The organism is Noviherbaspirillum pedocola (assembly GCF_016632335.1).
GTDB lineage: Bacteria > Pseudomonadota > Gammaproteobacteria > Burkholderiales > Burkholderiaceae_D > Noviherbaspirillum_A > Noviherbaspirillum_A pedocola.
In genome coordinates this window covers 642,664-659,809 of record NZ_JAEPBG010000001.1, presented here as the reverse complement: position 1 = coordinate 659,809, position 17,146 = coordinate 642,664, and the positions used below count along the sequence as shown (strand labels likewise).

The following is a 17,146-nucleotide window of genomic DNA, read 5'->3' as shown; positions in this document are numbered from 1 at the left end:
CGCATTGCCTCTGCCGCAGCTTTCGCATCCACAAACGACAAGAAAGGACAGTCCATGACCACATCTCACCTCCCTGGCCGTCGCCGTCTTCTGAAAGCGCTTTCCGGCGTGCCCTTGCTGCCGCTGGCCGGCGGCGGCCTTGCCGGCTCGCTGCTGTCTGCCAGCGGCGCCGCCCATGCCGCACCCTACGCCGCACCCCGGAAGAATCTGAACGTCAAGCATGTGTCGTTCACTGGCATGCCCGCGCCCACGCTGGCTGATCCGAACGCGATGGCCACCACCACCGTCGGCTCCCATCTCACCGCGACCTTTCATGACGGCAGCACGCAGCAATACGCGCTGCGCTATGAGCCCTTCTTCATCACCGGCGCGCAGGTCCCGGACGGCAAGGGCGGCTACATGGTGGCGGGCGGCTATTACGACATCCACAATCAGCCGATCCGCGATACCACGTCCAACGATCTGCATCAGTTCTTCTCGGACAGCCCGGACGGCATGTCGCTGCTGACGCTGCCGCATGCCACCGTGCCCGGCGTGCGCGGCAACACGGTGTTCGCCGTGGTCCAGTTCGAATACACCAGCCGCAATGCCGCCGGCACATCGATGTATGGCCTGCTGCCATCGCCCATCGCCGTGCTGACGCTCGACCAGGACCCGCATACCGGCAAGCTGTCCCTGGTCAAGTACCACAACGTCGATACCAGCGGCGTTGGCGGCTTGTGGATTACCTGCGGCGCGAGCCTGTCGCCGTGGAATACCCATCTGTCCAGCGAAGAATATGAACCGGATGCGATGCTCGCTTCGAATGCGCAGCTTGCCGGCTTCAGCCGCAATCTGTACGGCGATGCGAGCCGCGCTAATCCGTACAACTACGGCCATCTGCCGGAAGTGACGGTCAATCCGGACGGCACCGGTAACATCCGCAAGCATTACTGCCTGGGTCGCATCTCGCATGAGCTGGTGCAGGTGATGCCGGACCAGCGCACGGTGCTCATGGGCGACGATGCCACCAACGGCGGCGCCTTCCTGTTCGTCGCCGACCGCGCGCGCGATTTGTCCAGCGGCACGCTGTATGTCGGCAAGTGGCATCAGACCTCGGGCGTGGGCCCTGGCGCTGCAACGCTGTCCTGGATCCGTCTCGGCCATGCGACCAGCGCCGAGATCAAGGCGCTCATCGACAGCGGCATCGAGGGCGCGGACATCATGGAAGTGAAGACCAGCGATCCGAATGACGCCAGCTTCAGGAAGATTCCGTTTGGCGGCAAGTTCAACTGGATCCGCATCCGGCCCGGCATGGAAAAGGCAGCCGCCTTCCTGGAGACGCACCGCTATGCCGCCTGCATCGGCGGCAGCATGGGCTTCACCAAGTGGGAAGGCACGACCGTCAATGCGAAGGACAAGGTCGCCTACATTGCGATGTCGCGCATCGAGTCGAGCATGCTCGACGGTTCCGGCGACGTGCGGGTGCAGGGCCCGTATTCGGGCGCGGTCTACATGCAGCAATTGCGCGGCGACCAGGTGGACACCGGCGGCGTGGCCATTGCCAGCGCCTGGGTGCCGGTGAACATGGCGGCGGTGCCGGCGCTGGTGTCCGAAGACTTCGGCGGCGGCAAGCTGAAGCAGCAGGATGCGCTGGGCAATTATGCGAATCCGGAAAAGATCGCCACGCCGGACAATCTGAAGTTCTCGGAAAAGCTGCGCACGCTCTTCATCGGCGAGGACAGCAATACCCACGTCAACAATTTCCTGTGGGCCTATAACGTCGATACCGGCGTGCTGTCGCGCATCCTGTCCTGCCCGGCGGGCGCGGAATCGACCGGCCTGCATGCGGTCGATGATGTGAATGGATACACCTACATCATGAGCAACTTCCAGCATGCCGGCGACTGGGAACTCAATCGCGACAGCGCCGGCAATGTCACCGGCGGGCTCCATGCCGTGGTGTACAAAACGCTGGAGCCGCTCATCAATGCGAATTACCGTAACCGCTTCGGCGCGGCGGTTGGCTATATCACTGGCATGCCGATGCTGAAGTAAGTTCCGGCGCGTTTCGCCAAACGCAACAAGGCCCGGCTTCGCAATGCGGAGCCGGGCTTTTCATTGGAGGACGCATCAGCCGGGAATGGGCCGCTCGCTGCGCTGCGCATCGCCTTCCAGCACCAGCAGATATTGGCCACTGGCGTCGGGACCGAAGAAGGCCTTGCAGATGTAGTAGGTGTGCTCGTCCATCGGAAACGGCTCGCCGATCGGCGGCATATGGTCGAGTTCGCGGGTGCCCAGCTCGCGTGTGGAGCCGTCGGACTGTTGATGGCTGATTCTGACTTGCATGCGCGTGGCCTCGTGGTTGGTGAATGCTTGGATAGACGCCGCGCGCGGGAAACAGTTCTTGAGCGCGTACGGGACGCCTGCAGTCGCCCCGTACGATCGCAAGGTTTAGCGCCGGAAGCGCTGATACAGCAGCCAGGCGATTGCGCCGACGATGATGATCGTCAGAAACCCGCCGCCACCGCCGCCGCCTTCCATCGGCATGCCGCTGGCCGCGCCATGGCCCAGCATCGAGCCGAGGCCCAGGCCGAGCAGCGCGCCACCGAGCATGCCGCCCATGCCGGAGCGGTTCGCGTATTGCGGCGGCGTTTGCGGCGCCGGCGCATACCCGCCCGGCGCATAGCGCGGCGCGGGCTGGGGCATGGGCTGCGCCTGGCGCATCGGCGCCGGCGGCGGTGCGATCCGGCTCGACTGCCGGCCGAAGGAGCCGCCGCCGCCCAGGCGGCGCGCATCGGCATTCGGCGCAATCACCATGAGCGTGGACAGCATCAGCAGAAAAATTCCGAGGTAGCGTTTCATTGATACTCCTGAAAGGAACGACGCGGCTATGTGCGCCCGCGTACGGTCTTCAATCTGGGGGCGAAGTATTCTGCTTGCAAGTGATGGCCGGTATCGCCGGCTAAACATGTCTATGGGAATGCTCATGAACAAGATCGTCGACATGCCGCGCGGCGCGCTGCGCGAACAGGACCGCGATAGCGCCGAGCCGCAGCAGGACCAGCCCATGATGGAACGCATCGGCGCGGTGGCCAAGTCACCGACAACCGTGGCCGGCGCAGTGCTTGGCGCGGCGGCCCTGGGTTTTCTCAGTGCGCGGCGCAAGCTCAAGCCCGCATTGCGGCAACGCGCAGCGATCGCCTCACCGAAAGCCGCGGCGCATGCGCTGGCGCGCAAGCCATTGCCGGCACAGCGCATGGAGGAGCAAGCGAGGGCTGCCGTTCTGCCGCAAGCTCCCGCACAGCGGCGTCTGCTCGGCTTGCCTCTCCCCATGGGAAAGAGCCGGGCCGCGAAACGTGCCCGGGCCGATGCGAAGGACAAGCGCAACGCGAAGGGCACCACGCGGCAACTGATGGATCTGGGCAAGTCGGTGGTGGCGTTGGGCAATGCCTTTGCCGCATTCAAGGCCGCGCAGGCGCAGGTCGACCCGGTGCCGGCGCCCGAGGATACCGATCCCGTCACCGCGCCGACCGGCGTGGCAGCGGCAAAGGCGCAGGCGACCGGTGCTGCAATTGCAAGCACAGCGCCAGCCGCCGCTGCAGAACCGCAACTCGCCTTTCAGCCTATGCCATCAGGTTCGCTCTTCAAGCGCGCCTGGTATCTGATCAAGACCACGCTTTCCGCATGGAGCGACGACTATGCGCCGAGCATGGGCGCGGCGCTGTCCTACTACACGCTGTTTTCGCTGGCGCCGATGCTGGTGATCGTGATCGCGGTGGCCGGCCTGATCTTCGGCCAGGATGCGGCGCGCGGCGAGATCGTGCAGCAGCTCGGCGGCCTGATGGGCACCGAGGGGGCGACCGCGGTCGAGGGTCTGCTGAAGTCGGCGAACCGGCCCGGCGGCGGCAGCATCATCGCCACTGTGCTCGGCGTGATCACGCTATTGATCGGTTCGACCGCGGTCTTCGCCGAGCTGCAGTCTTCGCTGGACCGCATCTGGCGCGCACCGGCCGCGCCGAATGAAAGTGGCATCTGGACCCTGATCCGCACCCGCATCCTGTCCTTTGGCCTCATCCTGGGCCTGGGCTTTCTGTCGATGGTGTCGCTGGTGCTCAGCGCGGCGCTGGCTGCGCTTGGCCGCTGGTGGGGCGGCTTGCTCGGCGGCTGGGAAGTCGTGCTGCAGGTGCTGAACATCGCCGTGTCCTTCGGTGTGGCCACAGTGATGTTCGCGATGATCTACAAGTTCATGCCGCGCGTGAAGATGAGCTGGCACGACGTGTGGCTGGGCGCTGCGTCCACCGCGCTGCTGTTCACGATCGGCAAGTTCCTCATCGGCCTGTACATCGGCAAGAGCGGCGTGGCTTCCGGCTTCGGCGCGGCCGGTTCGCTGGTGGTGCTGCTGGTCTGGGTGTATTACTCGGCGCAGATCTTCCTGCTCGGCGCGGAGTTCACCTGGGTCTACACCCATCGCCATGCGCCGCCGCCGATGCGGCCCGATGCCGCGATTCCCGCGCGCAACGATGAGGCTGCCGTGCCGAAGGCGGCCTGAGGTCGCCGCCATGGTCAAACAGGTCAGCCGGAACGACTTCTACTGGATACTGCAGCGGCTGTGCGCGATGCACAGGAAGCCGCTGCCATTGCCGCCGGTTCATGCAGCGGCCTTCTACAGCCCCGAGGCGATGATGCGCATCGCGGGGCTGTTCGGTTTCGAGTCGACGTCGCGCCTGTGCAAGGCCTGCCGTCTGCACAAGCAGGTGTTCCCGTTGATTGCCTGGCTGCGCGGCAGGCAGGGACCGGGGCTGCGCGAGACGCTGCTGCCGGTGCTGCTGCTTGCCGCCGATGCGCATGGCGTGCTGATCCTGGCCGAAGGTGATGCGGTGCCCAATACCGTGCCGCTGGTGGAGTTCGCGCGCCGCTATTCCGGCGCGATCACGGCGATCCGGCTTGCCGATATGCCAGGCGCAAGCGATGCGGCTTGCAATCATGGGACGCGCGAAGCGGCGTAATGGGCTTTGCCTGTCAGCCCGAGCGATGCGATGCGGCGACTCAACGCCGCAGCAGTTTCTGTACTTTCTCCAGCAGTTCAGCTTTCACAATCGGCTTGCTCAGGAAGTCCGCGACGCCGAGGCTTTCGCCCTTGCCGCGCAAGGCTGCGTCCACGTCGGCGCTGATCAGCAGCACCGGGACATTCGCGCCTTGCGGCAGTTGCCGCAATCGTTCGATGAATTCCAGGCCGCAGAGTCCGGGCATCCATTGATCGATGAGCACCAGGTCCGGCGCCTGCGCTGCGCACCATGCGAGCGCCGCCAGCGGATCGGCGAACTCGAGCGCTGGCGCCGGCTCGACTGTGCGTAGCAGATAGGACATCAGCGTCAGATTGAGCGGGTCGTCATCGATGATGAGCACAGCCATTTCAGCAGGCTTCCTGTTGCAGATGGTGCTCGAAACGCTGCCATGCCGCTTCCAGCGCCGCATGGCTTTGCCGTGCCGCGTCGATATCGCCATTGCGCAGCGCCAGGCGCAGGGATTTCGTCAGCATTTCGATTTCACGCGCGCCCAGGTTGCCGCTGGAGCCAGCGAGCTGATGCGCAATGCGCTCGGCTTCGTCACCATCGTCGTCCGCAAGCGCGGCGCCGAGCTGATGCAGCATCGGCAGCGTGCCGTTGCAGAACCCGCGCAGCAGGCTGCGTCGCATCTCGGCATCGTCGCCAAACAGTTCCTGCAGGCGTTCACTATCCAGCACTGGCGGCGCTTCAAGCGTCGGCGGCAGATAGCGCTGCAGCATTGCCGCAAGCGCATCGGAGCGCACCGGCTTGGCAAGATAATCGTCCATGCCGGCCGCAAGACAGCGCTCCCTGTCGCCCTCCATCGCATTGGCCGTCATCGCAATGATCGGCAAGCGCCGCTCGATGCTGCGTTCGATGTCGCGGATGCGGCGGGTGGTCTCGAAGCCATCCATGACCGGCATCTGGCAATCCATCAATATCAGCGCATAGTCATGCGCGGCGAGGGCGGCGAGCGCCTGGGCGCCGTCTTCGGCCACATCGGCGCGCAAGCCGAGGCGTTCGAGCTGATACACCGCGAGCTTGCGATTGATCGGGTTGTCTTCGACCAGCAGGATGGGCCGCTTCCCGGCGCCAGTGGGCGCGATTTCATCGACACGTTGCTCGCTCTGCGTCGGCTGGCCCAGTTCACCGCGCTCCTGGACGAAACGCAGTGCATCCAGCAGTTGCGCCTGCCGGATCGGCATCGGCAGCAAGGCGTGGAAGCTGTCGCCGCGCATGCTTTCCTGCGCTTCGCCATTGCGCGTCAGCAGCAGCAGACGCAGGTTGGGGCATGCCTGCCGCAGTCTTTGCGCCAGCGCATCAAGCTGCGGCAGCGCGCTGTCGAGCAGCGCCAGCGGATGCGATCCGGGCGAGACATCGGGCAGGGCAGCGAGCACCGCGCACGCCTGCTCTGCGCTCGCCGCGGGCGCGGCATGCATGCCCCAGTGGCGCAGGCAATCGATGAGCATTGCTGTCTGCCGCGTCTGCGCGGTCATGATCAGCGCTGAAGCGCCGGGCAGCGTTGGCGCATGCGTCGCCGCTTCCAGCTCGCGCAGACGCAGCTCGAAGCGGAAGCTCGAGCCGCGGCCCAGCGCGCTTTCCACGCTGATCGTCGAACCCATCATGTTCAGCAGATACTTGCAGATCGACAGCCCCAGGCCGGTGCCGCCATAGCGGCGCGTCACCGAACTGTCGGCCTGGGTGAAGGGCTGGAACAGCCGTGGCAGCGCCTGCGGCGCGATGCCGATGCCGGTGTCGATGACTTCGAAAACAATACGCGCGCGGCCCTCGTCCTGCGGCAGCGGCGCCGCGCGCGCCACGCGCAACGTGACTGATCCCGCGTCGGTGAACTTGATGGCGTTATCCAGAAGATTGAGGATGATCTGGCGCAGCCTGCCGCCGTCGACCAGCACCGAGGCGGGCAGCGCCGGGTCGATATGCGCGATCAGATCGAGGCCGCGCGCGCTGGCCTTGCCGAACAACAGCTCGATGCAGGACTCGGCCAGCGGCAGCAGCGCGGTCGGCGAGGGCGCAAGGTCCATCCGCCCGGCTTCGATTTTCGAGAAGTCGAGGATGTCGTTGATGATGGCCATGAGCGCGCCAGCCGATTCCTCGATGGTGCGCGCATATTCCTGCTGCCTGGCGTCGAGCGCGCTGTCGCGTAGCAGCGCCGTCATGCCGAGCACGCCATTCATCGGCGTGCGGATCTCATGGCTCATCGTCGACAGGAACACGCTTTTGGCCGCATTCGCCCGTTCCGCGGTTTCCTTCGCCTGACGCAATTGCTCGCCGGTCTTTTCATTGGAACGCATTACCCAGTGCAGCAATGCGGTATAGGCCAGTCCGAACACGGCGGCGACGACGCCGATGAAGCGCAGGTTGCGCGCGCCGCCTTCCCATGCGGAGAGGATGTCGTCTTCGGATACACCAACCATGGCGGCCAGCGGAAAGCGCGGGCTGGCCTGGAAGCTGATGCGGTGCGCGCCGTTGCCTGGCGCAGCGCCGGGTTCGAGTCGGAAGGCGCCGAATTCGGCGTCGCGCTTGAGTGCGGCAATCATCGGCAGGCGCGCATAACGCTGGCCCACCGTATAAGGCGCATTCGGCGTCGCAGCCAGCGCTGTGCCCTGGTAGTCAAACAGCGCCGCGTAGTTGCGGCCCAAACCGGAGGCGCTGCGCGCTTCGGGAAACAGATAAGGCGGATGCAGCAGCGCCAACAGCGTCAGACTCGTTGCGCCAATACGCAATTGCCTGGCAAGCGGCAGCGCATAGACACCGCGTTCGCGCAGCGTGCCGGCATCGGTGCGGGCGTCGAGATCATTCAAATCATGCGCAAACACCGGGCGACCGATCTGGACCATGTTGTCCAGCACTTGCTCGAGCCCAAGCTGGCTGTTGGAGAAATGCAGGCCAACATTCGACGCCGTGGAGCTGGCGACGACATTGCCGGCGCTGTCCAATACCGATATCGAGCGCAGGTAAGTCGCGCCCGACATCACGGCGTCGAGCTGGGCCTGAAATTCGGCGCTGGCCAGCGTGCGGCCGGGCTGTCCGCTGCTGCGCAACAGCATGCCGCCTATCGCGTCCAGGCTGTTGTCGACGCTGCCGATGGTGCGGCTGATATGGCTCTCCAGCATGCTCGACAGCAGCTTGCTGCGCTCGCTCTCGGTATGCAGCGCCGCGTCGCGGTCGCGTGTAAGCAGGAATTGCGTGCCGAAAAAGATGGCCATGGCGCACAGCGCGCCGATGGTCACCAGGGCGAATCGTCCGCGGCGCCGGAGCAGGTCGGCAAGAAAGAATCGTCGCTTCATCGCGTTGCGGTCTCAGTCAGCCAGGACGATGTCTTCCAGACGATGCGCTTGGGCGAAACGGCGCAGCCGTCCATCCTTGCGTATGGCGGCGACAAAGGCGTCGACACGTTCAAGCAGCGAGCGGTCGCCGCGCGCAAGCGCGTACGCATAGTCGGTCGGATGAAACGGCTGGGGCGGCGCGATCAGGCGTGCCCAGTCGGTCAGATCGAGCATGCGCCGGCTGAATGGAAAATCGGTGATGAAGGCATCGGCCCGGCCCGATTCCACTTCTTGCGCATGGCTGCGCGGCGGTTGCACCAGGAGCATGGTGGCGTGCTGCAGACGCTGCCGCAGCACCGGTTCCATCACCGTTCCCTGCAGCACTGCGATCACCCGGCCTGGCTGGTCCAGGTCGGACCAGGTATGGATGCTCGAACTCTTGCTGGTAATTGCGTAGAAATCGCTGCGCAGGTAAGGACGGGTGAATTGCACCCGCGTCTGCCGCTCCGGGCTGATGCCGATCGCATGCATCGCGATGTCGCATGCGTCGGTGTTGAGCTTGTCGATGAATTGCACGAAGGAACTGTCGACAAAGCGCACCGTGACGCCGAGTTCGCGCGCCAGTTCATTGGCGATATCGATGTCGATGCCCGAAAGCAGGCGCGTTTTCGGGTTGCGGTAGGTAACGCTGTAATACTGCGGCCAGATGCAGACCCGCAGTTCGCCCGCTGCCGCGACCCGCTCCAGGCGTGTGGGCATGGCCACCGATGTGGATTGCGGCGCCGCATGCGATGCGCTCGCCGCTGCGGCAACAAACAGGGCTAGCGCTAATCGGCAAGAGTGCAGCAAATGATTCATGGTGGGCAATGGAGGCATGCGGATGGCGGATGCGTGGCGGGCGTATTGTAGAGCTAGCGTTATCCGAACAAATGATCGAAGGAATGTTTTCTGGTGGAAATATACCGCCTTTTACCTCGTGAAGGCGTTTTCCACGAGGCTGAAGATCGGCGATTCGGGTTTGCGGTGGCACATCGGCTACAATGGCGCCCGAAGCGGGCCAGACAGTCGCTGGCTTGCGGGGTTTCCCCGCGGGCGGGAGGAAGGTCCGGACTCCACAGAGCAGGGTGACGGCTAACGGCCGTCCGCCGAAAGTCGCAAGATATAAGGCGCGGAACAGGGCCACAGAGACGAGCGTATTTAGTTACGGTGAAACGCGGTAACCTCCACCCGGAGCAATTCCAAATAGGCACGCGATGATGCTGCTCGCGGAGCGTGCGGGTAGGAAGCTTGAGCCGTGGAGCAATTCACGGCCTAGAGGAATGACTGTCACGCCGGTCTTCGGACAGGCGCTACAGAATCCGGCCTATCGGCCCGCTTCAATGTTTTCTTGAGCAGGGTGCAATATGCATGCCCTGCCAATCATTATGCGAAGCGCTTGCAAAGGCCCACCGCTTACAAAGGCCTACGCAAGCCCTTCGCTGATCGACAAGCAATAAGCTGCTTTTGTGCGGCGCACACGGCGCGACATCACCCTTTTCACACTGGAAATTGCTACATGATTTGGGCTCAGCGATGTTGCCTCGTGCCCAATGTGGTCGCGCCCAATGCCACCGCTTTGTTCTCCTCCAATGGCACTGTGGCTCGGTTCGTTCTCGCGGAGGCATGTCTGCCGCAGACACTCGGTATTTCATGGAAAGCGAGAGCTGTCGCATCGAGCTCGCCGGCATCCTGCGCCCTGGCGCTCGCTACTGCGGGCTTCATAGAGTCCCGGCGGGCATCCAGGTCCTTGCGCATATTGCGATAACGGTCGATTCGGCTGTTTCCTGATAAGAAGACGCGGGAACTTGCCGGATTTGCGATGCCATCCTGTAGAAGTTGATTGCTCTTTCCTCTGCAAGCGGATTGAAACGCTTCGCAAGGACACTGGGCCTACGCTTTACAGGGAACTTCCCTTATTGCTTTTTAATAGGCCACGGAGAAATCGGTGTCATTGATGGCTACGGCATAGAACAATGCCAGCAGTCCTCCTAAACTTATGTTTTTAATAGCATTTTTGTTATTTTGGAAATGCTTCTGCACGCGCCCGTTGTTGCTTATATGCAGCTTTTGTTAGCCATTTAAATCAAGAAAAATATCACCTTCATTCATTGTCCTTCGGACATTAATTTCCTGCATTCCACAGAACAAACACATGTGTATACATTGAAACCACGTTTAGAATATCGTGCAAGTCATTGATTAATATATAAATTAATTAATAGAAACTTTCTCTATGGCTCCGCTAAGTCTTTGACTTCATTGGGGAAAGTCGGTCATTTCCCTGTGATATTCCTTGACCGCAAAAAGAGCATCCTCTAAAGTGGGCAGCAGTGTGAAAAAGTGGTGTTTTGTGGGTGATCTGGAGCAACGCTGCAGCAAAGTGGGAAGCGGTGGCGGCGTCAACCGAATACAAATAACAAGGGATTTCCAGGGTGTTCCAAGGCGCGTCCGCATTAACTCTCGATGCCAAGGGCAGGATGACCATTCCTGCCAAGCATAGAGACGCGCTGACGGTGCAATGCGAAGGCAGAGTCACATTGACCAAGCATCCGCACGGATGTTTGCTGTTCTTTCCGCGACCGGTGTGGGAAGTGCATCGCGAACAGATTGCTGGATGGCCGATGTCGGCACGTGCCTGGCAGCGAATTTTTCTGGGCAATGCGTCGGATGTCGAAATGGATACCGCCGGGCGAATCTTGATCGCGCCGGAACTGCGCAGCGCGGTCGGGCTGTCGCGGGAAGTCATGCTATTGGGCATGGGTAGTCATTTCGAGATCTGGGATGCGGCAAGACTGGCGGAAAATGAAGCGCAGGCGGTGGCCGACGGCATGCCTGATGTGTTGAACAGCTTCTCCTTCTAGCCCGTGCAGCGATGAGTGAAACGGTGCCAGGGTTGCAGCACCGAACGGTGCTGCTGGAAGAAGCGGTCGATGCACTTGCAATCGAAGGCGAGCGCGCGAATGGCGTCTTTGTTGACGGCACATTCGGTCGCGGCGGCCATAGTCGAAGGATTCTCGAGCGACTTGGCCCTGGCGGCCGGCTGATCGCCTTCGACAAGGATCCGCAGGCGATCGCCGTTGCACAGTCTCTGATGCTTACCGACAGCCGGTTCGAAGTCATACACAACAGTTTCGCAACAATCAGCGATGCGCTGGCAAGCCGCGGCATAAGTGCCGTGGACGGCGTATTGCTCGATCTGGGCATTTCCTCGCCGCAGGTGGACGACGCCGCGCGGGGATTCTCGTTCAGAGCGGATGGGCCGCTCGACATGCGCATGGATACCACGCGCGGCATGTCGGCAGCGGAGTGGCTGGCGACGGCAAACGGTGAAGTCATTGAGAAGGTGGTACGGGATTATGGGGAAGAACGGTTTGCTTTTCAGGTTGCAAAGGCGATTGTTGCTGGCAGGGCAGTCCAGCCAATTTCAACTACACGACAGCTTGCCGAGATCGTGGCACGCGCCGTCAAAACCCGCGAGAAGGGCAAGGACCCGGCCACTCGCACCTTTCAGGCTGTCCGGATTTTCATCAATCAAGAGCTTGAAGAACTCGAAATAGGCTTGCGCGGCGCTTACGACCGCCTGGCTGTGCACGGGAGGATGGCTGTGATCAGCTTTCACTCGCTCGAGGATCGCATTGTCAAGCAATTCCTCGCCTCCCTTGCGCGCGCCGAGCAACCGGACCGCCGCCTGCCGATACGCGCCGCTGACCTGCCGCAACCGAAAATGAAGCTGCTCTCCAAAGTGAAACCGTCCGCCGCCGAAGTCGCAGCCAATCCGCGCGCGCGTTCCGCGGTCATGCGCGTGGCCGAAAGGCTACCCCCCGCTGGAGAGTCTGCATGAGCGGTCGCATCGGGATGCTGCTGACCGCGCTCGTGGTGGCCAGCGCGCTGTCGCTGGTGAATGCCCAGTATGAGGCGCGGCGCCTTTTCATCGAACTCGAGCGCGCGCAATCTTCCGCGCGCCAGCTTGACATCGAGTGGTCGCAGCTGCAGCTCGACCAATCCACGTTGGGCAAGCACGCCCGCATCGAAGCCAGCGCGCGCAGCGAGCTGCACATGGTCCCGGTCACACCGGCCCGCACGCAATATCTGAACGTGGAGCAAAAATGACCCGCGCCATGTCTCCCCGCCGTGCCGCCGCGAGGGGTGTTCCCTTTTCCGCCAGTCCGCTTCTGGCGATGGGAGGCCTGCCTTCATGGCGTTCCCGTTTGGTGCTGTTCCTGCTGTTCGCAGCCTTCCTGGCTCTGGTTGGGCGCGCGCTGTGGCTGCAGGGATTGTCCACCGACTTCCTGCAGAAGCAGGGCGAAGCCCGCTATGCGCGCACGCTGGAGTTGCCGGCCACGCGCGGCAAGATCACCGATCGCAATGGCGAGGTGCTGGCGTCTTCGGTGCCGGTCAAGGCAATCTGGGCCATTCCCGATGACGTGCTCGAAGCGCCAGCCGACAAGATCCGTACGCTGGCAAAGCTGCTCGAGATGCCCGAGTCCGAGCTGCGCAAGAAGCTCGATTCCGATCGCAACTTCGTCTATCTGAAACGCCAGGTCGAGCAGGACACCGTCGACAAGGTATTGAAGCTGCAGATCGCCGGCATCGAGACCCGCAAGGAATACAAGCGCTTTTATCCGCAGGGCGAAGTGACCGCGCACGTGGTCGGCTTCACCAATGTCGAAGATTCCGGCCAGGACGGCATGGAGCTCGGCGCGCAGAAGACGCTGGCCGGCACTACGGGCAGCCGCCGCGTGATCAAGGACCGCCTGGGCCGCATCGTCGAAGACATCGCCGCGATCCGCGAACCGCATGACGGCCAGGACCTGGTGCTGTCCATCGACAGCAAGATCCAGTACATCGCCTACACTCAGCTGAAGGAAACGGTCGACAAGTTTCATGCGAAGGCTGGCGCCGCCGTGGTTGTCGATGCCAAGACCGGCGAAGTGCTGGCGCTGGCAAACCTGCCTACGTACAACCCGAACGACCGCTCGGTGCTGACCGGCGCGCAGCTGCGCAACCGCGTCATCACCGATACCTTCGAGCCGGGCTCGACGCTGAAGCCGTTCACCATCGCGCTGGCGCTGGATACCAAGCGCGTCACGCCCAACACCGTGATCCAGACTTCGCCGGGACGACTCACCATCGGCACCGCCACCATCGGCGACTCGCATGCGCATGGCCCGCTGACGGTGTCGCAGGTGATCCAGAAATCGTCCAACATCGGTACCGCCAAGATCGCGCTGCAGATGCAGCCGCAGGAAATGTGGGAAATGTTCACCACCGTCGGCTTCGGTCAGGCGCCCAAGTTCGGCTTCCCCGGCGCGGTCGCGGGTCGGGTGCGGCCCTACAAGTCCTGGCGTCCGATCGAGCAGGCGACGATGAGCTATGGCCACGGCATCTCGGTGTCGCTGCTGCAGATCGCGCATGCATACACGATCTTCGCGCGTGACGGCGACCTGATTCCGCTGTCCTTCACCAAGGTTTCCGCGCCGCCGACGGGGCAGCGCGTGATCACCGAAAAGACTGCCCGCACGATGCGCGGCATGTTGGAAACCGTGGTCAGCCCGGAAGGCACGGCGCCAAAGGCGCAGGTGCCGGGCTATCGCGTCGGCGGCAAGACCGGTACCGCATACAAGATCGAGCACGGCCGCTATGTGAGCAAGTATGTCGCCTCCTTCGTCGGTTTCGCGCCGGCCTCGGATCCGCGCATCATCGTCGCCGTCATGCTCGACGAGCCACAGGGCGCGCACTATGGCGGCGACGTGGCCGGCCCGGTGTTCTCGAATATCGTCGGCAGCTCGCTGCGTTCCATGAACGTGGCGCCGGATTCGCCAGTGACCTCGATCATCATCCCGGCCAACGCTGTCCAGGAGAGCATGTGAGCCCAGCCGAGAATCCGCTCGTCATGGAACTCCTGACCTGGCTGCGCACGCTTGCGCCGAACGCGCAGTTGTCTTCCGACTCGCGCAGCCTGGCAGCGGGCGATGTGTTCCTTGCCTATCCGGGTGACGATGCCGATGGCCGCGACTACATCGATGCCGCTATCGCGCGCGGCGCAGCAGCCGTGATCCATGAAAGCGGCGACGGCTATGCCTGGAAAGGCGAGTCGGAGTTTGCGCATCGCGGCGTCAGTGACCTGAAGATGCTCGCCGGCGACATCGCCAGCGGCTGGTACGGCAAGCCTGACGAGGGCATGTTCGTCGTTGCCGTGACCGGCACCAACGGCAAAACCTCGTGCAGCCAATGGCTGGGACGCGTGCTGTCGCGGTCCAACGGACCAACGCTGGTGGTCGGCACGCTCGGCACGGGCACTTACCGCAACGGCTCGGCCGGCAGCTTCCAGGCCACCGGCTACACCACGCCCGACGCCGTGCTGCTGCAGCGTCGGCTGGCGCAAGCCAAAACTGCGGGCGCGCGCTCGGTCGCCATCGAGGCCTCGTCCATCGGCCTGCACCAGGGCAGACTGAACGGCATGCACTTCGATGCCGCGCTGTTTACCAATTTCACCCGCGATCATCTCGATTACCACGGCGACATGGAATCCTATGAAGCGGCCAAGCGCGCCCTGTTTGACTGGCCCGGCCTGCGCCACGCGGTGATCAATCTCGATGACGCAATGGGCGCCCGCCTTGTTTCCCATCTGCGCGAGACGCGTCCCGATGTGACCGTCATCGGCTACAGCAGCGCTGGCGCCACGGCAGAGGGTGTGATGACGCTGCAAGCCACCGATATCCGCTTCGGCAACGTCGGCACGGTGTTTCAGCTCATGACGCCGCAAGGCACGGCCGCGGTGCGCAGCCAGCTCGTCGGCAGCTTCAATGTCAGCAATGCGCTTGGCGTGGCCGGTGTGCTGCATGCGCGCGGCGCGACCTTCAAGAGCATCGTCGAAGCGCTGGAATCGCTGCCGCCGGTGCCGGGGCGCATGCAGCAGCTTGGCGGGCAGGAAGCGCCGCTGGTGGTCATCGATTATGCGCACACGCCCGATGCGCTTGAAAAAGTCATTGCCGCTCTGCGCGAGGTCGCACAGCAGCGCCACGGCAAGCTGTGGTGTGTATTCGGTTGCGGCGGTGATCGCGATCCGGGCAAGCGTCCCCAGATGGGCGCGGCGGCAACAGCCGCGGATCACGTCATCGTCACCAGCGACAATCCGCGCAGTGAACATCCCGCGGACATCATTGAACAGATAGTTGAAGGAATGAAGATTCGCCAGGTAATGCAGGGCGCGCCGCATGTCATCGAAGACAGGGCGGCGGCCATTCTTTATGCAATCAAGCACGCGGCCCGGGCCGACGTGGTGCTGTTGGCCGGCAAGGGCCATGAAACCTACCAGGAGATCAAGGGGCGCAAGCTGCCTTTCCTCGACGCCGATCATGCCGCGCTGTCGCTGGCCGCGCGGGTGACGATGAAGGGGGCGCTGTAATGAAGTCTTCGCTGACGCAGCTGTTGCCGCGTCTTACCGGCGCAACGATGAGCGCCGCCGCTGCCTTCGATGGCGTCTCTACCGACAGCAAGACGGTGGCGCCGGGCAACCTGTTCGTCGCGCTGCGCGGCGAGCGTTTCGATGCGCACGATTTCCTCGCCGATGTTGCCGCGAAGGGCGCGGCCGCGGTCGTGGTCGAGCGCATGCCGCCGGGCCTGAACCTGCCGGCGCTGATCGTGCCCGACACCCGCGTCGCTCTCGGCGAAATCGCCGCCCACTGGCGCCGGCAATTCGATGTTCCCGTCATTGGTGTCACCGGCAGCAATGGCAAGACCACGGTCAAGGAAATGATCGCGGCCATCCTCGCCGCCGAGTTCGGCGCGGACAACATCCTCGCCACCCGCGGCAATCTGAACAATGACATTGGCGTGCCGTTGACGGTGCTGCGCATGGATGCCCGCCATCGCGCCGCCGTGATCGAGCTTGGCATGAACCATCCGGGCGAGATCGCGCAGCTCGCGGCCATTGCCCAACCCACCGTCGCGCATGTGAACAATGCGCAGCGCGAGCACCAGGAATTCATGGCCACCGTCGAGGCGGTGGCGCAGGAAAACGGCTCGGTGATCAGCGCGCTGCCGGACGGCGGCATCGCGGTGTACCCGGCTGACGATGTGTACACGCCGCTGTGGCGCGGTCTGGCCAAGGCATCGGGCCAGCGCAAATCGCTGACCTTCGGCCTGTCGCTGGATGCGAACGTCGGCTGCAGCTATGTGCCGCAGGCCTTCGGCAGCACGATGACGGTGCGCGTCGGCCAGCGTGAATTCGAAGTGAATCTGCAAGCGGCGGGCGCGCACAATGTACGCAATGCGCTGGCCGCGATTGCCTGCACACTGGCCATCGGCGTGCATCGCCGCGCGATCGTGCAGGGGCTGGAAAATTTCGCGCCGGTCCATGGCAGGCTGCAACGCAAGCAGGCCAGCAGCGGCGCCACGGTCATCGACGACACTTACAATGCCAACCCGGATTCAGTGAAGGCCGCCATCGATGTGCTGGCCATGGCTGCCAGCCCGCGCGTGCTGGTGCTGGGCGACATGGGCGAAGTCGGCAGCGAAGGCCGCAAGTTTCATGAGGAAGTCGGCGCCTATGCCAAGGGCCGCGGCATCGAGCATCTGCTAACACTGGGCGAACTGGCCGAGTCGGCCAGTCATGCATTCGGTGCGCGCGCAAAGCATTTTGGCGGCATCGACGAGCTTGCCGCTTACGCCAGCGAATTGGCAAAGCCCGCAGCCACGCTGCTGGTAAAGGGGTCGCGTTTCATGCGCATGGAACGGGTGGTGCAACACTTGGTCGGCGCGCCTGCCGCATCTTCGGCGGAGGCGCACTGA

The 17,146-nt window shown here is 63.4% G+C and carries 14 protein-coding genes and 1 other RNA gene; 10 read left to right on the top strand and 5 right to left on the bottom strand.

The genetic code is table 11. From position 1 onward, the window contains the following. Nucleotides 1-54: 54 nt before the first annotated feature. The gene (locus JJB74_RS02945; RefSeq protein ID WP_200590306.1) at nt 55-2,037 is read left to right on the top strand and encodes a PhoX family protein; all 1,983 of its coding nucleotides are present in this window, start codon (nt 55-57) and stop codon (nt 2,035-2,037) included. 75 nt (nt 2,038-2,112) lie between these two features. On the opposite strand, the gene JJB74_RS02940 is transcribed toward JJB74_RS02945, so the two are convergent. Both JJB74_RS02940 and JJB74_RS02935 read right to left on the bottom strand, forming a co-directional pair. Then, nucleotides 2,113-2,328 (bottom strand): hypothetical protein, encoded by a 216-nt coding sequence (locus JJB74_RS02940; protein WP_200590305.1) that lies wholly within the window; start codon nt 2,326-2,328, stop codon nt 2,113-2,115. 105 nt (nt 2,329-2,433) lie between these two features. Then, complete coding sequence (locus JJB74_RS02935) at nt 2,434-2,844, bottom strand: hypothetical protein (RefSeq protein ID WP_200590304.1); 411 nt, start codon at nt 2,842-2,844, stop codon at nt 2,434-2,436. Nucleotides 2,845-2,968: 124 nt separating this feature from the next. Here JJB74_RS02935 and JJB74_RS33875 point away from each other — a divergent pair, with 124 nt between their 5' ends. Further along, a complete protein-coding gene (locus JJB74_RS33875; protein WP_325170078.1) occupies nt 2,969-4,531 on the top strand; it encodes a YihY/virulence factor BrkB family protein in 1,563 nt (520 codons plus the stop codon). 10 nt (nt 4,532-4,541) lie between these two features. Further along, entirely contained in the window at nt 4,542-4,988 is a 447-nt protein-coding gene (locus tag JJB74_RS02925) for a hypothetical protein (RefSeq protein WP_200590303.1), read from the top strand. A 40-nt stretch (nt 4,989-5,028) separates the two neighbouring features. Here the strand turns inward: JJB74_RS02925 and JJB74_RS02920 are convergent, their stop codons facing one another. The 3 genes from JJB74_RS02920 to JJB74_RS02910 are packed head-to-tail and all read right to left on the bottom strand — an operon-like array spanning nt 5,029 to nt 9,073. Next, the gene (locus JJB74_RS02920) at nt 5,029-5,394 is read right to left on the bottom strand and encodes a response regulator (RefSeq protein WP_200590302.1); all 366 of its coding nucleotides are present in this window, start codon (nt 5,392-5,394) and stop codon (nt 5,029-5,031) included. 1 nt (nt 5,395) lies between these two features. Then, nucleotides 5,396-8,335: a hybrid sensor histidine kinase/response regulator gene (locus tag JJB74_RS02915; RefSeq protein WP_200590301.1), complete on the bottom strand. Its 2,940-nt coding sequence runs from the start codon at nt 8,333-8,335 to the stop codon at nt 5,396-5,398. Nucleotides 8,336-8,347: 12 nt separating this feature from the next. After that, the gene (locus JJB74_RS02910) at nt 8,348-9,073 is read right to left on the bottom strand and encodes an ABC transporter substrate-binding protein (protein ID WP_234483635.1); all 726 of its coding nucleotides are present in this window, start codon (nt 9,071-9,073) and stop codon (nt 8,348-8,350) included. A gap of 290 nt (nt 9,074-9,363) precedes the next feature. Here JJB74_RS02910 and rnpB point away from each other — a divergent pair. From rnpB to JJB74_RS02875, 7 genes are all read left to right on the top strand, one after another. After that, nucleotides 9,364-9,696: RNase P RNA component class A (rnpB, locus tag JJB74_RS02905), an RNA gene on the top strand. A gap of 1,089 nt (nt 9,697-10,785) precedes the next feature. Further along, nucleotides 10,786-11,214: a division/cell wall cluster transcriptional repressor MraZ gene (gene mraZ, locus JJB74_RS02900; RefSeq protein WP_200590299.1), complete on the top strand. Its 429-nt coding sequence runs from the start codon at nt 10,786-10,788 to the stop codon at nt 11,212-11,214. Nucleotides 11,215-11,225: 11 nt separating this feature from the next. Then, on the top strand, nt 11,226-12,194 hold the full coding sequence (gene rsmH, locus JJB74_RS02895; protein ID WP_200590298.1) for a 16S rRNA (cytosine(1402)-N(4))-methyltransferase RsmH: 969 nt from the start codon (nt 11,226-11,228) through the stop codon (nt 12,192-12,194). Further along, nucleotides 12,191-12,463 (top strand): cell division protein FtsL, encoded by a 273-nt coding sequence (gene ftsL / locus JJB74_RS02890; RefSeq protein WP_200590297.1) that lies wholly within the window; start codon nt 12,191-12,193, stop codon nt 12,461-12,463. Before rsmH ends, ftsL begins: the two co-directional genes overlap by 4 nt. Further along, entirely contained in the window at nt 12,460-14,223 is a 1,764-nt protein-coding gene (locus tag JJB74_RS02885; RefSeq protein ID WP_200590296.1) for a peptidoglycan D,D-transpeptidase FtsI family protein, read from the top strand. Before ftsL ends, JJB74_RS02885 begins: the two co-directional genes overlap by 4 nt. A gap of 23 nt (nt 14,224-14,246) precedes the next feature. Next, nucleotides 14,247-15,761 (top strand): UDP-N-acetylmuramoyl-L-alanyl-D-glutamate--2,6-diaminopimelate ligase, encoded by a 1,515-nt coding sequence (locus JJB74_RS02880; RefSeq protein ID WP_200590747.1) that lies wholly within the window; start codon nt 14,247-14,249, stop codon nt 15,759-15,761. Next, nucleotides 15,761-17,146, top strand: coding sequence for a UDP-N-acetylmuramoyl-tripeptide--D-alanyl-D-alanine ligase (locus JJB74_RS02875; RefSeq protein WP_200590295.1), 1,386 nt, complete (start codon nt 15,761-15,763; stop codon nt 17,144-17,146). The genes JJB74_RS02880 and JJB74_RS02875 overlap by 1 nt, the downstream gene beginning before the upstream one ends.

What these genes read in the sequence shown, in the direction of transcription:
- JJB74_RS02915 (WP_200590301.1), bottom strand. Translation starts at nt 8,335, where the DNA reads ATGAAGCGACGATTCTTTCTTGCCGACCTGCTCCGGCGCCGCGGACGA.
- JJB74_RS02945 (WP_200590306.1), top strand. Translation starts at nt 55, where the DNA reads ATGACCACATCTCACCTCCCTGGCCGTCGCCGTCTTCTGAAAGCGCTT.
- JJB74_RS33875 (WP_325170078.1), top strand. Translation starts at nt 2,969, where the DNA reads ATGAACAAGATCGTCGACATGCCGCGCGGCGCGCTGCGCGAACAGGAC.
- JJB74_RS02885 (WP_200590296.1), top strand. Translation starts at nt 12,460, where the DNA reads ATGACCCGCGCCATGTCTCCCCGCCGTGCCGCCGCGAGGGGTGTTCCC.
- ftsL (WP_200590297.1), top strand. Translation starts at nt 12,191, where the DNA reads ATGAGCGGTCGCATCGGGATGCTGCTGACCGCGCTCGTGGTGGCCAGC.
- rsmH (WP_200590298.1), top strand. Translation starts at nt 11,226, where the DNA reads ATGAGTGAAACGGTGCCAGGGTTGCAGCACCGAACGGTGCTGCTGGAA.
- JJB74_RS02910 (WP_234483635.1), bottom strand. Translation starts at nt 9,073, where the DNA reads ATGCCCACACGCCTGGAGCGGGTCGCGGCAGCGGGCGAACTGCGGGTC.
- JJB74_RS02940 (WP_200590305.1), bottom strand. Translation starts at nt 2,328, where the DNA reads ATGCAAGTCAGAATCAGCCATCAACAGTCCGACGGCTCCACACGCGAG.
- JJB74_RS02920 (WP_200590302.1), bottom strand. Translation starts at nt 5,394, where the DNA reads ATGGCTGTGCTCATCATCGATGACGACCCGCTCAATCTGACGCTGATG.
- JJB74_RS02935 (WP_200590304.1), bottom strand. Translation starts at nt 2,844, where the DNA reads ATGAAACGCTACCTCGGAATTTTTCTGCTGATGCTGTCCACGCTCATG.
- JJB74_RS02880 (WP_200590747.1), top strand. Translation starts at nt 14,247, where the DNA reads ATGGAACTCCTGACCTGGCTGCGCACGCTTGCGCCGAACGCGCAGTTG.
- JJB74_RS02875 (WP_200590295.1), top strand. Translation starts at nt 15,761, where the DNA reads ATGAAGTCTTCGCTGACGCAGCTGTTGCCGCGTCTTACCGGCGCAACG.
- JJB74_RS02925 (WP_200590303.1), top strand. Translation starts at nt 4,542, where the DNA reads ATGGTCAAACAGGTCAGCCGGAACGACTTCTACTGGATACTGCAGCGG.